This is a genomic window from Luminiphilus syltensis NOR5-1B (assembly GCF_000158175.1).
In the GTDB taxonomy this organism is placed as follows: domain Bacteria; phylum Pseudomonadota; class Gammaproteobacteria; order Pseudomonadales; family Halieaceae; genus Luminiphilus; species Luminiphilus syltensis.
In genome coordinates, this window is sequence record NZ_DS999411.1 from 1,260,170 (window position 1) to 1,274,971 (window position 14,802).

A 14,802-nucleotide genomic window follows, 5' to 3' on the forward strand; every position below is an offset into this window, starting at 1 on the left:
CTTGTATGGGCCCCCGACACTCGCGGACGATCCGTCATCGATAAGCCTGCGCCAGCAGCCAAAGACAACAACTCAGTGAGCTAAAGGCCGAACGTATGTTCGGGTGGGCATGGACGTACCGGGAGTGAGCAATCCCCGGCAGCAAACCGCTGTTGGCATTTGTCTGTTAAAAGCCAAAGCCTTCGCCGCACTCCACCAGAAGCTGACCTTCCAACCCCGCCGCGCGATGGTGCTGCGCCGCCTGATAGGCCTCGTTGCGCAGCATGTCGAGCATCACCTGGGTGTTGGGGTAGCGGATAAGCGCCACCGCATCCCACAGGTCGTCGCCATGCCCGATCAACAGGCCGCGAACGTCCCCCGAGTAAAGAATGGTTACACCCTCGGGCTCCATGATCTCGCGAAAGTTTTTCGCATAAAGTGCATACGCCTCACGGCCGCTGAGTGAGGAGTCGCGACCGTCCTCATAAGTGGCGTGAGATTTAAATTTGAGCAGGTTGAGCATGGCAATCGGTTCACCGCTTTGGCGATTGCGAAAGGCGCGCACCTGATCACCCGTGGGTTGCAGTAAATTTTCCATGATCGACTCCTGGTTATTGCTCTCGCTAAATGACGTTGTACGGCGGTTTGCCTTGGGACTGCGGCCATGGGCGCAGCCATACTCTGCGTTAACGGGGTGGGTTACGCCGAATCCGGATCTTTGGCGGGGGCGCCACTCCTGATACGGGAGCTGCTGTCCGGAGCGAGTTAGTAGCCGGGCGCGGCACTTCCAGTAGCGTCAGACTCAGCTTCCACTCGAGGTTTTTGGGCGCACCTTGGGTTGGCGCGGTGGGGTTAACCGTTTTGCCGGGGCTTTTTTGCTGCGGGTTTTGCGCGCTTTCGGTGCGGCAGTGGAGGCGCTGGCTTTAGCGCGGGGTTTACCACCGGCCGGCTTTTTCGCGGCCACACTTTTTTTGCTGCTGGATCGTTGCGCAGGCGCTTTCTTCTGCTTTGTCACCGTTTTCTTTGCGACTTCTTTTTTTGCTAATTTTTTCTTCGCGACCTTCTTTTTTGCGATCTTCTTTTTTGCAACCTGCTTTTTCGCCGCCTTGCTTTTGGTTTTAGCGGGTGCTTTTTTGGCTGCAGCCTTTGTCCTTGTCTTTGTCCCTGTATTTGTCTCAGCCGCGCTCAGCGCAGCGTCAAACAACTCCTGGTAGCTGGCGAGCAGGCAGTCTTTATAAAACGCCGGGTCAGCCATCATCTCCCGGCAGCAGGTCGCCGAGATGGTGAATTCACCGCAGTAGCTGCCAATCACATGGAACAGCCCGACGCCGTCAACCACCGGGCCGGTACCAAAATTCGACAGCATGCGCGCGCCGGTGTTGTAGAGCGGTACCTGTGGCCCGGGCACATTGGTAATTACGCAGTTGTAGATCGGGTTGACCTGATTCACCAGCCCCCAGCGGGTGACCAGCTTGGCGGCCTGAGCGGTGAGGGTGCTGGGGATGAATTGCGAGTAATCGGTCATCGATTTGGCGCCGATGACCGCCGCGCGTTTTTTCGCGTTACCCGCCGCGTCATTGACGGTGCGCAATCGCTGCATCGGATCATCGACATCGGTATGAATGCTCACCGACATCGCCGCAACCACATTGCCACCGGAGCCGGCATCTGCTCCCTGTCGAATATTCACCGGCGCCATCGCCACCAGCGAGCTCTCCGGGAGTTCACCGTGATGCCGGAGGTATCGCCGCAGCGCGCCACCGACAATGGTCAGGGCGACATCGTTGACGGTTGCCCCGGGCAGTGCATTCTTGATGGCCTTGATGTCCTGAAGCGGCAGTCTCACGGCCTCAAAAACCCGGTGTGGGGACACCGGTCGGTTGAAACGGGTGCGCGGCAACTTGCCCACCCCTTTCAGGTCTCCACGGCGGATCGCCATCATGGCCTTGGCAATACCGGGGATGGTATTGCTCGCCACCGACAGAAAGCGCATCGGCTGTTTCAGCGTATTGATCTGTGATTTGGCCAGTAGCGACAGGGCTCCCGGGGGCTTCTCCGCCGGTCGTGGCTCGAGGGCTTCGAGCACTTCGCCGTCGGGTTCAAGATCGTGGATCGCCGCGGCGATTTCGACGCCGGAGGCGCCATCGATGGCGGCGTGGTGCATTTTGGTAAAGACCGCAAAACAGCCCGGTGGATAACCGTCGACGTTATCGAGCCCTTCGATGACGGTCATCTCCCAGAGTGGACGCGCCCGATCCAGCGGGCGGGCGTGTATCCGCGAGATCAGAATGCACAGCTGCCGCCAGTCGCCGGGAGAGGGCAGCGCGAGGTGACGGATGTGGTACTCAGGATCAAAGGTGCCATCGTCGACCCAGTAGGGGTGATCCAGATGAAATGGTACCTCGGCCAGGCGCTGGGTTAACGCGGGCAGTTTCTGAATTCGTGCCGCGGTGTTATCGATAATTTGCTTGAAGCGCACCTTGCCGCCGGGCGCCGTCTCGGGGGTGTAAATCGAAAGACCCGAGATATGCATCGGCTGATTGGCCGTTTCGAGGTAGAGAAAGGAGGCATCGAGACCGGAGAGCTGTTTCATGGTGTCGCCGTTTGGAGATGGGTTTCCCAGTCTAACGGGTTTGGCCGATGTCGCTACCCGCGTGGAGGCACTCGGCAGCGCGCGCAACACCAGGCCAAAAGGTTTCCTGGCGACGTCAGTGGTTGCTACAAATACGGTGCAAACACCCCTAAACGTTGCATCACGTTGCATCGGCGCGAGGAGAGGCGGGCGGGAGTCCTTTGGGCGTCGACGAGCGACTCTAACAGTGCGCTGGCCGTGCTGGAGCTACGCGAGCAGCCCAAAGGACTGCCGTCGGCCTCGCCGACTTCAAGGCATAGGGTGTGATCGCCGGCGAATGTCGTTCAGAGCTGGGATCGAGGTATCGCGCACACCTTGATGCTGCTAACTGCACCGACTCAAGAACACCACCTGTGGCCACCGTCGACTGACAAAACCTCGATCCCGCTACCTTGCGATGCTCCCAACAAAGGCCCCGGGCTTGGGCCCGCCTGGAAACAGCGCTGCAAAAAAAAAGCGCCCCGTAGGGCGCGTTATTATTCGAGCGAAGCCAACGGCTTACAAAAACTTAACCGCACACAGTTTGTTGCCGGCGGGATCGCGCAGGTAGGCGAGATACAGCTTCATGGCGCCGTTATCGCGAATACCGGGAGGGTCCTCGACCGCGGTGCCGCCGTTCTCTACACCGGCTTTGTGCCAGGCGTCAGCCTGTTCGCCGTTCTCGACACTAAAGCCAATCGTGCAGCCGTTACCGGCAGTCGCGGGGTTGCCATCAATAGGCGGGGTGATGGCAAAAAAGCCATTGTCACTCATGTAAAAGCAGCGGCCCTTGTCATCGAGGGTGCCTTCGCCGTAGCCCAGCACGCCGAGGATAGCGTCATAGAATGCCTTGGATGCCTGCATGTCGTTGGTACCGACCATAATATGGCTGAACATAGTTGTACTCCTGTTAGCGTTGTTGTGATGTGTTCACGGGACGACACTTTATCGCCAACGCGCCCGGTTGTCAGGTTATAAACCCAGAGCCGATTCGAGTGCCTCGAGTTCCGCTTGTTGTTCGAGCCACCGGCTCTCGATACTTTGCAGTGTCTGCTTGGCCTCGCCTTCGGCTTTGACCAGTTGGGCGAGCTCTTCGCGCCGGTCTTCGTTGTATAAGTCGGTATCTGCGAGCTGCGCCTGCAACGCTGCGAGTGTGGTCTCGACCTTTTGCATCTCGTGCTCGGTCTGTTCCAGCGCTTTCTTTAACGGGCGAACTCGCTGTCGTTTTTCGGCGCTTTCCTGACGCTGGGCTTTATTCGGTTTTTCGCTGACGGCTGCCGTAGCCGGCGCGCCTTGCGGAGCCGTTCTACCGCTGACAATCCACGCCTCGTAGGCCTTGAGATCCTCGGGGTACTCCTGAATGCGACCCCCATCAACGAGGAGTAGCTGTTCTACGGAGCTGCGCAGCAAATGACGATCGTGGCTGACCAGCAACAGCGCGCCGTCGTAGCCCCCCAGAGCGACCTCCAGCGCGTGGCGCATCTCCAGGTCGAGGTGGTTGGTGGGCTCGTCGAGTACCAGGACGTTCGGGTCCTGCCACACCACCATGGCGAGGGCGAGGCGCGCCTTCTCACCCCCCGAAAAATGGGTGATCGGGCCGGTGGCCATATCGCCGCGAAAGTTGAATCCGCCGAGAAAATCGAGAATCTCCTGCTCGCGTTTCTGCGGCGTCAGCCGTTGCAGTTGCAGTAGTGGACTCGCCTCCATATCGAGCACATCGACCTGTTGCTGATCAAAATAGCCGATGCGGCAGTGTTTACCGATATCGAGATCGCCTTCGAGCAGCGGCAGTTCGCCGGCGAGGGTTTTCAGTAGCGTGGTCTTGCCGGCGCCGTTGCGCCCGAGCAGGCCAATCCGATCCCCGGGACGCAGGGTCAGCTCGATGCGCTCGAGCACCCGGTGATCGCCGTAGCCGAGGTCGCCGCGGTCCAGATTAAGCAGCGGGTCGCTGATCTTGCCGGGTTCGGGGAAGGCAAATGAAAAGGGGGAGTCAACATGCGCCGGGGCGAGCTGCTCCATGCGCTCGAGCTCCTTGATCCGGCTCTGGGCCTGTCGTGCCTTGGTCGCTTTGGCGCGGAATCGGCGCACAAAGTTCTCGATTTCCGCTTTGCGACGGGCCTGTTTCTCAAAGCTGGCCTGCTGCTGGGCGATGTGCTCAGCCCGCTGGCGTTCGTAATCCGAATAGCCGCCGCTGTAGCTGTGCAGGGTCTGGCCCTCGAACCGCAGCACTTTTTCGCAGGTACCGTCGATAAAATCCCGGTCGTGGGAAATCATCAGCAGGGTGCCCGGGTAGCTCTTGAGCCATTGTTGCAGCCACACGGTGGCGTCGAGATCGAGGTGGTTGGTGGGCTCGTCGAGCAGCAAAAGGTCCGAGGGTGAGATCAATGCGCGGGCAAGCCCCAACCGCACCCGCCAGCCGCCGGAAAAGGCGCTCAACGGCTTGCCAATCTGTGACTTGGAAAAGCCGAGTCCACGCAGCAGCTGTTCGGCGGTTCGGGGCAGTCCATAGCCGTCGAGGGCGTCGAGGTCCCCGTGAAGCTCCGCGGCTCGTTCGAAGTCCGAGGCCGCTTCCGCTGCGGCAACCTCGGTCAGCAGCGTGGCGATACGCTCGTGCCCCGCCATCACGTAATCAAGCGCCGACTGCTCGGTGCCCGGCACCTCCTGGGCCATGTGCGCAATATCGATACCTTCGGTACCGCGGATGCTGCCCCCATCGAGGGCGACGGCGCCGGTCAGTAAGCGAAAGAAACTCGACTTACCGCAGCCGTTGGCGCCAATGAGGGCGATCTTCTGCCGGTTTTCAAGTGTTGCACTGGCAGCCTGCAGTAGCAGTTTGCCGCCACGGCGCAGGCTGAGGTTGTCAATAATAATCACGTTGGAGTTCCACGCGGGGTGGCCGTAGGTTAGGGGATCGGTAGCGTGAATGAAAATCATCCGCGGATTTATGTCCGCGTTCTGTAGGTTATTTCACAGATTCTTGGGTTGACGGTATAGGCGCAGATGCTGAGAATGCAGGTGGAATAAGGATTTATACTAAAAAATTATAAAATTAAACTGAGTTATAAAGCAACGCTATTAAGTGGCGGCATAAAAATAAACACTCGTTTCACCAACGTTGAAATAAGAGAAGGAAGGACCATGGCTACGAATTCTGGCTTTAAGCCGCGTCGACTCGCACTCGCACTCGCGGTCGCTTCTGTAACCGCCGCGCCCATCACCTGGGGCCAGGGCGGAATGCTCGAGGAAGTGGTAGTGGTGGCGACCAAGCGTCAACAGACGCTGCAGGAAGTACCCGTTGCCGTCTCGGTGGTCACTGCCGAGACAATCGAACAGGCGCAGGTGCTCGACATCAAGGATCTGCAGACCCTGGTACCCAGCCTTCGTGTGACCCAGCTGCAGAGCAGCGCCAACACCAACTTCATTATTCGCGGCTTCGGCAACGGCGCCAACAACCCGGGCATTGAGCCCTCGGTGGGGGTGTTCATCGATGGCGTTTATCGCTCCAGAGTGGGCAGCGCGCTGGCGGATCTGCCGAAAATCGAGCGGGTCGAAGTACTGCGCGGCCCCCAGAGCACACTGTTTGGCAAGAACGCGTCGGCCGGTGTCATCAACGTCGTTACCGCCAAGCCCGACCTCGATGCCATGAGCGGCTCGGTGTCGACCACCGTGGGTAACTTCAACCAGTGGATTGTCCGCGGTGACGTCACGGGGCCGATCACGGACAACGTGGCCTACAGCCTGTTCGCGAGCAGAAACGAACGCGATGGCTATTACGACAACCTCGCTCTGGACACCGAGCTCAATGAGATCAATCGGTGGAACTACCGTGCCCAGTTGCTGTGGAACCCGACGGATCGGTTAGAGGCCCGCTTTATTGCCGACGGCGAGTCGCTGGATGAATCCTGCTGTGGTGTCGCCAACCTCGTCGATGGCCCTACCGGTAATATCGTGCGTGCGCTCGGTGGTCAGCTGGTTTCCAATGAGGCGTTTGCCTACGAGGGCTTTTACGATATCGATCCGACCAACGAGATCGATACCAATGGCTACTCGCTCGAACTCAACTATGATTTTGATGCCTTCACCCTGACGTCGATCAGTGCGTATCGCACACTGGAGCAATTCTCTACAGCAGACATCGATTTCACCAGTGCCCGCCTGATCTTCCCACCCAACGGGGATCGTCAGGACACCGAGATCGATACCTTCACCCAGGAACTGCGTCTGGCCGGTGAAGCCGACGGCTTTTCCTGGCTGGTTGGCGCGTTCTACTTTACCGAAGAGGTGGACACCAAAGGCGCGTTGACCTACGCCGATCAATTCCGACCCTATGCGGACATTGCAACCCAGGGGGCGATCTCTCTTATCGAGCAAGCCGTAGGCCCGGTGCTGGGCATCCCGGCGGGTACCTTCTTCGGCGCAGGGCAGGGTAACCCCGCGGAGCGGTCGACCTTGGATGATGACACCTTGTCGCTCTTTGCCCAGGTGGATATCGACCTCAGCGAATCCCTGATACTCACCCTCGGGCTGAACTACACGGAGTCGGATAAAGAGGCCAGTGTGGCGGTCACTTCAACCGACGTCTGGGCGTCGTTGCCTCTCGATCAGTTGGGCCTGCCGCTGCCGCCGGAAAACATTGCCGCGCTGCAGGGGTTCCAGTTTCTGCCGCCGTTTGTCAGCTACCCCAATGCGGTCGAGGACGGTAAATCGAAGGATGATGAGACCACTTACACCGTGCGCCTTGCGTACGATGTGAACCCCAATATGAACGTCTACGCCGGCGTGAGCACCGGCTTCAAGGCGACCTCGTGGAACCTGTCGCGCTTCTCGCGGCCGTTTGCTGAAGATATTCCCGCCTTGTTTGCCGCGGGCCTCGGTGTGCCCAACCTCAACGGTGGTACGCGCTTTGCCGACCCTGAAGAATCCACCGTTTATGAGGCGGGCCTGAAAGCGGAATACGAAAGCGTCGCCTTCAACATTGCGGTGTTCAATCAGGAGATCAAGGGCTTTCAGTCCAACATCTTCACTGGCACGGGCTTCAGCCTCGCCAATGCGGGTACCCAGTCCACCGACGGCGTCGAGTTTGATATGAAGTGGGCGGCGACCGAGAATCTGCGTTTCAACTTTGCGATGACCTGGCTTGATCCGCTCTACGACGACTTTAAAGGCGCCGAGGGTATTGACGGCCCGACCGACCTTTCAGGCACTCAGCCCCCGGGAATCCCCGAGTTCGCCACCAATACCTCGGTCAGCTACAACTTTGATCTGCTCGGCGCGATGTCTTATGTCCGATTCGAACACGTCTACGAAGACGAAGTGCAGGTGGTCGAGAATGTGCCGGCTGATGTGGCATCACGAGAGATCAATATGTTCAACGCGAGTATGGGCATGAGCTGGAACAACGGCCTGTCGTTTAATCTGTGGGGCCGTAATCTCAACGATGACGAGTACCTGCAGTCGGCGTTCCCGTCGGTGGCCCAGCCCGGTAGCTTCAGTGGTTACCCCAATACGCCGCGAACTTATGGCCTGACGCTCAAGTACGACTTCGGCATGTAGTCGACCGTCGGTTGATAAAAAGGCGCCCCGCGGGGCGCCTTTTTTTTGGTATATCGCGCGTGGACGCGAGCGCGGAGCTATCGCTGCCAGCCGCAATCCCGTGCCATTTCGCGGTAGCGCTGCAGTCGACGTTCGGTTTGAGACTCGGTCCGCTCGGTACAGCCATCGATGATTTGCAGCTGGGCCGCCCTGATACTTTTGGAACAAAATGTCGTAGCCTGTGGCGACGCCTTCCACGCTGGAGATAACGCATGACCAACACTTCAACTGAAGAGTTTCCTGAGGTCACCCTCGACATGCTGCCCCCCGCGGATGCGGCGGCCTTACTGCTCGGCGAGTCACCCGCCGCGATTGAAGCCACACTGCGCGCCCTACCTGCCGATGCCGCAATATCGATCGCGGCGAATCTGGTGGCACAAAAGGAACTCGACTCGGATCTCGATCATTCGCTGGAACCCGCAAGGGCAATCGTGGGTAATGTGGGTGACCTGATGGTGGACGCGATCGGCGAGCTGACGCCGGGTACCACGGTCGCCGCGGGCATCGACTATGTTGTCCGAACTCATCCGGTTACCCCGTTGACCTATTTGTATATTGTTGACGAGGAGAAGCATCTGCTGGGTGTGGTGGCCATGCGCGATCTGCTGCTTGCGCGGCCCGGGCAAATTTTGCAGGACATCATGGTGCCGGCGCCCTTTGTGTTTGCGCCGGATACCATTCTTCCCGAGGCATTGAAGTCAGCGCTGGCCAAACGGCACCGGGTATACCCCGTGGTCGACAGCAGCAACAAGCTACTGGGCATGGTGTATAGCTGGCGGCTGTTCGAGTACGTTGCCACCGAGCTCAGTGGGCAGCTGGGCGCCACCGTGGGTCTGGATCGCGAGGAACGCAGCTCAACGCCAATCTGGCGCGCCTTTCTTATGCGTCATCCCTGGTTACAGGTGAATCTGCTGACCGCGTTTGTGGCGGCGTTTGTGGTGGGGCTTTTTGAGGACACCATTGCCCAGATTGTCGTGCTCGCGGTGTTCCTGCCGGTGCTGGCCGGCCAAAGCGGCAACACCGGTTGTCAGGCGCTTGCCATCACCCTGCGCAGCCTGGCAGTTGGCGAATTGGAGGAACATTCGATGACGCAACTGCTGCGCAAGGAAGTGGTGCTCGGGGCGCTCAATGGCTTCTTCGTCGGGCTTGTTGCTGCGGCAGCCATGTATTTTTACTCCACCATGACCGGCGCCGCTGATGCGTTGACACTGGCCCTCGTCGTACTGATCGCGATGGTCGGTGCGTGTATCGGCAGTGGCTTGTTTGGGGTGCTGGTGCCCCTGACGCTCAGACGGTTTGGCGCGGACCCCGCCATGGCGAGCAGTATTTTCCTGACGACGTTTACCGATATTCTCGGTATGGGCCTGATGCTGTTCCTGGCGACCAGTTTGTTGCTCTAAGCCGGTATCCGCTTCAGGGCTTGGCCGTCAGGCGGGTTTATTGGATCGGAGCTGCTCGAAAGTCACGACGCGGTTGCGGCCGTCGAGCTTGGCGCAGTACAGGGCGCGATCGGCTGACTCGATCATCTCCTCGAGGGTTTTTGCGCCCTTAGCGAGTAAAGCGACACCAATACTGATGGTCACCTGCACACGATTTTCTCCGGCTTGGGTGGTGTGCTCGGCGACACGCTGGCGCAGCCGCTCTGCAAGGCGTTCAGCCTCCGGTACCGAGGTTTTGGGTAACAGCAGTGCAAACTCCTCGCCTCCGATTCGGGCAAAGGTGTCGTAGGGCCGGATCAGGTCCTTGCACAGCTTTGCAATATCGATTAGAACGCGATCGCCCATGAGATGACCATAATTGTCATTGACCGACTTAAACCAGTCGATGTCCAATATGGCGACGGACAGGGGCTCATCGTGACGGTGAGCGCGGGACAATTCGCTTTTGATCACGCTCTCCAGGGCGCGGCGGTTGCCCGCTCCCGTAAGAGGGTCTTTATCGGCGATAGCTTTCAGTCGACGCTCGACGGCCTTTCTGTCGCTGATGTCTTTGAGGAACATTATTGAGCCAGCAAATTGCCCGGAAATATCCTGAAGCGGGTGCTGGTCGAAGAAAAAATCGTAGTCTTCATCCCGTATCGTCATGGACACATCGCCCGATTTTTGAGCTTCAGTGTCACAACGCTTGCCGATAAAATCGGTGAGCTCCGGCATCAACTCAGTAACGGGTCGATTCAGGATCACATTTTCCGATACAAAATCCTGGTCATGCCCGGTTATCGCGGCAGCGTCGTAATAGACTTCTCCCGCTCTGGCATTCATACCCGTTAGCAAGCTGACAGCCGCCTGGTTGGCGTCAGTGACCTCGAGTTCGTGATCAAGCAGAAAGGCCGGGGTACCGAGGCTCTCAAATGCGGTCAGATAGAAGTTTTTTTCGTTGGTGAGTTTGCGATTGGTTGTGCTGAGCTCATCGACGACTTTATCCATCGGGGTGCTGTTCCACTCGGTAACGAGGGCGATTTCCAATAAATCAAAGCGCTTCAGTACGAAGTGGCGCAGGGTTTTTATATGCGGGGAGTCGGCGCAGCGCTCATCGACAAGGTCGGTATAGGCCTGTCGATAATACTTGAGCAGGCTCAGAAACATGCCGGGTTTGATGCCGCGCTTGCGATGTAAGATCGCCTCTTCGACGGCAAAATGCGCGAGCGCATCGTGGATAAAGTCCTGATTGGGGGTGAACTCGATCGAAGATCGGGTTTGCTCCTGGGCACCTTTGATGAGTGCTTCGCTGAGCCCGGCAATGGATGCCTGCCAGGCACACATCATCGTGGAGGTGTACTGGGTGTAATCCTGCCGGTGGGCATAATCGAGAATCCGACGCATGAGCCAGTCTTCGTTGTCACGAAGCAGCGAGATGATGGTAGCCCGGCAGAGTGCAAATTCGTCACCTTGTGGATGCGTCATGGTTACCATTTACCCGCTATTTATTGCTTTTATTATATTTGGAAATAACGTTAGAAGCGCCTTATCCTGGAGTCAAGTGACTTGTCCCGACGGCGCCGCAAGTTTCCCGTATGCGCGAAACAGCCGCGCTTAGGCGCCTTTCACGGGTGTCTTGTGGAGGACTGCAGGGGATTCGACGGGGTATGTTCGGGTGATCTGGGCTTTGTGCAGCTTTAAAGGGGTACAAATACCTTTAATGGTTATCTGTACCTCTATGACAGGTTTATTTGACCTAAATAAATCATTCAAGGCCTGCATTGAGCGCTGATAGATTCATAACCGACTGTTTTTATTGGTATTTATTAATCTGGCACGGCATTCGCTAAATACCGGTTGAAGGCGCCGGGTTGGCCGGAATCGCCAGAGGGGCAGGGAAGCCCCACTCACGATCAAGGAGTAACACAGCATGGATACACTGGACGAACGATTCTCGATCTACACCGCGGTAGTTTTCATCTGCAGCACCCTGGGTGCGCTGGCCGGGCTGAGTGCCGCGGCGGTGACCTTTGGCGTGTTGGCGGTCGGTATCGAGCTGGCGTATGTCGCTAGTGGCCTGATGAACGCGACGGACCAGTCCGACGCCTAGGTCCATCGAAAGGAGAAGCATCATGGGTATATTTTCACGTATGTCAGACATTGTTAACTCCAACCTGAACGCGCTGTTGGACAGCGCCGAAGATCCGGAGAAGATGATTCGCCTGATTATCCAGGAGATGGAAGACACGCTGGTGGAAGTACGGAGCTCCTCGGCACGGGTGTTGGCGGACAGGAAGACCGCGGCCCGACGGCTGGAGGCGACCGAGGCGGAAGCCGCGCAGTGGGAAGCAAAGGCGAAACTGGCGATTAGCAAGGGCCGCGAAGACCTGGCCCGGGCAGCGCTTCAGGAGAAGCGGGCGATCGAGGAGGAAGTGGCGGCGGTTCAGGAGGAACTGTCGGCGACCGACGAGCACATTGCCCAGCTCAACGAGGAAGTGAGCCAGCTGCAGGCGAAGCTCAATGACGCCAAGGCGAAGCAGAAGACCATTCTGATGCGCTCGAAGACGGCCCAGTCACGGATGCAGGTCAAGCGTCAGGTGCATCGCACCGAGCTCGATGAGGCCTTCACCAAGTTCGACAAGTTCGAGCGACGGGTGGATAACCTCGAAGGGCAGCTGGAGGCGATGGATCTCGGTCGCGATGTGACGCCGGACCTGGCGGCGGAGATCGAGTCGCTGGCGCAGGACGAGTGGCTGACCGAGGAACTCGATCGTCTCAAGGCGTCGATGGCGTCGAAGGACGACAAAGCCACCAGCAAAGGGAAGTCATCAGGCGGTGCAAAGGACTGAGAGGATGAAAGGCCAGGGAAGGCTGTTTACACTCGATATCACCGACGCAGGACCAGGGAGTCAACGATGAGCATTACGGAAGCGTTATTTGTACCGACGATACTGTTCATGCTGATCGTGGCGCCGATCTGGATTGTGATGCACTACCAGAGCCGCAAGCGCTCGAGCCAGAGCCTGAGCGAGGATGATCGCCAGGAGCTTGATGAGATGCTGGCGACGGTGGACAAGCTGAGCGACCGAATCGTATCGCTGGAGTCGATACTGGATGTGGACCATCCGAATTGGCGCAAGACAGACGGACAAAGGAGCGAATGATGCGCAGGGATGAGCGTGGTTACCGACGGGCCGATCGCCGCGAGGGGATAGGTTCACGCAAGAAACGGGGTTGGGGGATTGGCTTATACCGCAACCGCAGCGATGCCTGGCTCGGCGGTGTGTGCGCGGGCTTTGCCGACCACTGGGATGTACCGGCGTGGATGGTGCGTTTGGGTGTGGTGGCGCTACTGATCTTTACCGGCTCGCTGGCTTTCTGGGGCTACATCGTGGGCTGGTTGCTACTGGCGCCGCGCCCGGGCCGCTTTGAGGCGGACGCCGAGGATGACGTGGCCATGGAATACGACGAAGATCTGCACCAGTACCGCCCGAAGACGGTGTTTCGGTATTCGGATGCGCCGAGCACACGAATCCGCAAGGCTCAGGAGCGACTGAACAAGGCCCTGAGCCGGGTCGAGGCGATGGAGCGTTACGTCACCTCGCGCCACTACGACCTCAACCGGGAGTTCTCCAAGCTCTAGGTGAGCACTCAGTGAGAACCCAAAAGGCGGCCAGGGACCGCCTTTTTTGTTGTCTGTGTTGTCGGTTAGCGCTTTACCCGCAGCTGGGCTCGGTCTCCAAGCATCGATATATAAGCCGCTGTGCGACTCCCGGGTTGCAGGGTCCTTCTGCTCGCTGATTGCATTTAATACTATTATTTGGTGGAATCTGTCGAACGGGGTGTAAACCAAGAGAGGCAAACAGCCATGATCAACCGAAAAAGAGTGTTATCTGCTGGTGCAGTGATGTTCTCACTTCTCCAGTCTCAGGCAAGTTTTGCGGGCGGCAGCGCGGGTTCGATTGTGATTGGATTTGCCCCTTCCAGCCAAAGTGCGGTACCTGTGGTACCTGTCCCGGCACTGGGCTCGCTGGGATTGCTGGCTCTGGCAGTTTTACTGGCAATTATCGGGTTTCGGGTGCTGAAAAACCGGGGTACATCGCTCACGATGATGACCGTGTTCGCTGGTATCGCGCTGGCCGCGACTGTCGCACTGACGACCCTGACCATCAAACAAGCTGTGGCCACCGAAACCGCTTCCGTTCCTCTCGGCGAGTGCAGCACTGGTGGAGAGGTTCAGATTAATGATCTACGATCTGGCCCTGACAACAATTTCGAGAATCAGTGTGAGAATGACGTCGAAATTATCTCTATTGTCGATGAGCAGACTGGTCTGACATGTACACCCGTTGCACCATCGGATCTGTCACCGCCGTTGTGTGAGGTTGGTGTTACCGTTTCCGGCGGTGGAGGCACCTGCGATATTCCAGCGGACTGCGACGTCCCTTTATCGTAAAATTCGGGAAGAAAGAATATCGGGCCAGTCGAGCTTGGAGCGTCAGCAAACAGGCCTTAACCTGGTCTGGATTTAAAAGAAGCAGCCAGTGGCTGCTTTTTTTATGTTCCTGGGGGAGTTAGTGTCGAGGTCCGCCATTTGTTTCCGCAATGCATCGTCGGCTGCTGATGGCTGCACTGCCTTGCTGGTAACTCGTATCGCTCAAGGCATGAAAATCAGCAGCAAAAAGCTGTACCACCGAGCGTAGGTGATGCGCCCTCGACTGGAGAAGCCAGTTACTCGGGCAAAATCATCATGTAAGTTTTACGTACTTTCTCGATGACTTCGGCGCGGCCTTTCCAGCCTTTCGGGAATACCCAGCTATCGCCGGCGCGGACGTCGGTGACCTGTCCGGATTCCGAGGTGAAGCGCCAGTGGCCTTCGAGCAGGTGGCAGAACTCGGTGACATCGAGGTCGAGGTCGAGGACACCGGGCTCACATTCCCAGGTGCCGGCCACCATATTGCCGTGGGAAAAGAAGCCTTTGTCGGTCTGCTTGGGCAGGGGGCCGACGGGCTCGCCGAAGGAGTCGGCAAGCACAAGTTCGGTTTCCTCGATGCACTGGTGTTGTACGCTGATTTCTGGCATTAAATCGATCTCCTGAAAAGAGTGGGTAATGAGGACGCGCAAGGGCGTGTCGCAATAAGCTGCTACCAAACCACAGCTCGGACGATCGGTCTTCCCAGCGTGTCGGGTCGCAAAATAGCC

Annotated in this window: 13 protein-coding genes; 7 read left to right on the forward strand and 6 right to left on the reverse strand. The window is 58.1% G+C overall.

The window, feature by feature from the left end; all coding sequences use genetic code 11:
• Window positions 1-166: 166 nt before the first annotated feature.
• From NOR51B_RS05735 to abc-f, 4 genes are all read right to left on the reverse strand, one after another.
• The gene (locus tag NOR51B_RS05735; protein ID WP_009020544.1) at window positions 167-577 is read right to left on the reverse strand and encodes a DUF1330 domain-containing protein; all 411 of its coding nucleotides are present in this window, start codon (window positions 575-577) and stop codon (window positions 167-169) included.
• 204 nt (window positions 578-781) lie between these two features.
• Complete coding sequence (locus NOR51B_RS05740; protein ID WP_040481848.1) at window positions 782-2,572, reverse strand: WS/DGAT/MGAT family O-acyltransferase; 1,791 nt, start codon at window positions 2,570-2,572, stop codon at window positions 782-784.
• A gap of 537 nt (window positions 2,573-3,109) precedes the next feature.
• On the reverse strand, window positions 3,110-3,487 hold the full coding sequence (locus tag NOR51B_RS05745) for a VOC family protein (protein WP_009020638.1): 378 nt from the start codon (window positions 3,485-3,487) through the stop codon (window positions 3,110-3,112).
• 75 nt (window positions 3,488-3,562) lie between these two features.
• Entirely contained in the window at window positions 3,563-5,524 is a 1,962-nt protein-coding gene (gene abc-f, locus NOR51B_RS05750) for a ribosomal protection-like ABC-F family protein (protein ID WP_009020897.1), read from the reverse strand.
• 204 nt (window positions 5,525-5,728) lie between these two features.
• Here abc-f and NOR51B_RS05755 point away from each other — a divergent pair, with 204 nt between their 5' ends.
• Window positions 5,729-8,143: a TonB-dependent receptor gene (locus tag NOR51B_RS05755; RefSeq protein ID WP_009021041.1), complete on the forward strand. Its 2,415-nt coding sequence runs from the start codon at window positions 5,729-5,731 to the stop codon at window positions 8,141-8,143.
• Between the two features lie 251 nt (window positions 8,144-8,394).
• Window positions 8,395-9,582, forward strand: coding sequence for a magnesium transporter (locus NOR51B_RS05760; RefSeq protein WP_009019155.1), 1,188 nt, complete (start codon window positions 8,395-8,397; stop codon window positions 9,580-9,582).
• Between the two features lie 27 nt (window positions 9,583-9,609).
• Here NOR51B_RS05760 and NOR51B_RS14885 read toward each other — a convergent pair whose 3' ends face one another.
• Window positions 9,610-11,085: a sensor domain-containing diguanylate cyclase gene (locus tag NOR51B_RS14885; RefSeq protein WP_195891470.1), complete on the reverse strand. Its 1,476-nt coding sequence runs from the start codon at window positions 11,083-11,085 to the stop codon at window positions 9,610-9,612.
• Window positions 11,086-11,530: 445 nt separating this feature from the next.
• Here NOR51B_RS14885 and NOR51B_RS05770 point away from each other — a divergent pair, with 445 nt between their 5' ends.
• From NOR51B_RS05770 to NOR51B_RS05790, 5 genes are all read left to right on the forward strand, one after another.
• The gene (locus NOR51B_RS05770) at window positions 11,531-11,710 is read left to right on the forward strand and encodes a hypothetical protein (protein ID WP_009021474.1); all 180 of its coding nucleotides are present in this window, start codon (window positions 11,531-11,533) and stop codon (window positions 11,708-11,710) included.
• Window positions 11,711-11,732: 22 nt separating this feature from the next.
• Complete coding sequence (gene pspA, locus NOR51B_RS05775) at window positions 11,733-12,449, forward strand: phage shock protein PspA (RefSeq protein ID WP_009020647.1); 717 nt, start codon at window positions 11,733-11,735, stop codon at window positions 12,447-12,449.
• Between the two features lie 66 nt (window positions 12,450-12,515).
• On the forward strand, window positions 12,516-12,764 hold the full coding sequence (gene pspB / locus NOR51B_RS05780; protein WP_009018959.1) for an envelope stress response membrane protein PspB: 249 nt from the start codon (window positions 12,516-12,518) through the stop codon (window positions 12,762-12,764).
• Window positions 12,764-13,243 carry a PspC domain-containing protein gene (locus NOR51B_RS05785; RefSeq protein WP_154647740.1) on the forward strand — a complete coding sequence of 160 codons (480 nt, stop codon included), beginning with the start codon at window positions 12,764-12,766 and terminating at the stop codon, window positions 13,241-13,243. The genes pspB and NOR51B_RS05785 overlap by 1 nt, the downstream gene beginning before the upstream one ends.
• Before the next feature lie 180 nt (window positions 13,244-13,423).
• Window positions 13,424-14,056 (forward strand): midcut-by-XrtH protein, encoded by a 633-nt coding sequence (locus tag NOR51B_RS05790; protein WP_154647611.1) that lies wholly within the window; start codon window positions 13,424-13,426, stop codon window positions 14,054-14,056.
• A gap of 275 nt (window positions 14,057-14,331) precedes the next feature.
• Here the strand turns inward: NOR51B_RS05790 and NOR51B_RS05795 are convergent, their stop codons facing one another.
• A complete protein-coding gene (locus tag NOR51B_RS05795) occupies window positions 14,332-14,682 on the reverse strand; it encodes a cupin domain-containing protein (RefSeq protein WP_040481849.1) in 351 nt (116 codons plus the stop codon).
• Window positions 14,683-14,802 lie beyond the last annotated feature (120 nt).

Coding starts and splice junctions, on each gene's coding strand:
- NOR51B_RS05735 (WP_009020544.1), bottom strand. CDS start 577: ATGGAAAATTTACTGCAACCCACGGGTGATCAGGTGCGCGCCTTTCGC.
- NOR51B_RS05740 (WP_040481848.1), bottom strand. CDS start 2,572: ATGAAACAGCTCTCCGGTCTCGATGCCTCCTTTCTCTACCTCGAAACG.
- NOR51B_RS05745 (WP_009020638.1), bottom strand. CDS start 3,487: ATGTTCAGCCATATTATGGTCGGTACCAACGACATGCAGGCATCCAAG.
- abc-f (WP_009020897.1), bottom strand. CDS start 5,524: ATGATTTTCATTCACGCTACCGATCCCCTAACCTACGGCCACCCCGCG.
- NOR51B_RS05755 (WP_009021041.1), top strand. CDS start 5,729: ATGGCTACGAATTCTGGCTTTAAGCCGCGTCGACTCGCACTCGCACTC.
- NOR51B_RS05760 (WP_009019155.1), top strand. CDS start 8,395: ATGACCAACACTTCAACTGAAGAGTTTCCTGAGGTCACCCTCGACATG.
- NOR51B_RS14885 (WP_195891470.1), bottom strand. CDS start 11,085: ATGACGCATCCACAAGGTGACGAATTTGCACTCTGCCGGGCTACCATC.
- NOR51B_RS05770 (WP_009021474.1), top strand. CDS start 11,531: ATGGATACACTGGACGAACGATTCTCGATCTACACCGCGGTAGTTTTC.
- pspA (WP_009020647.1), top strand. CDS start 11,733: ATGGGTATATTTTCACGTATGTCAGACATTGTTAACTCCAACCTGAAC.
- pspB (WP_009018959.1), top strand. CDS start 12,516: ATGAGCATTACGGAAGCGTTATTTGTACCGACGATACTGTTCATGCTG.
- NOR51B_RS05785 (WP_154647740.1), top strand. CDS start 12,764: ATGCGCAGGGATGAGCGTGGTTACCGACGGGCCGATCGCCGCGAGGGG.
- NOR51B_RS05795 (WP_040481849.1), bottom strand. CDS start 14,682: ATGCCAGAAATCAGCGTACAACACCAGTGCATCGAGGAAACCGAACTT.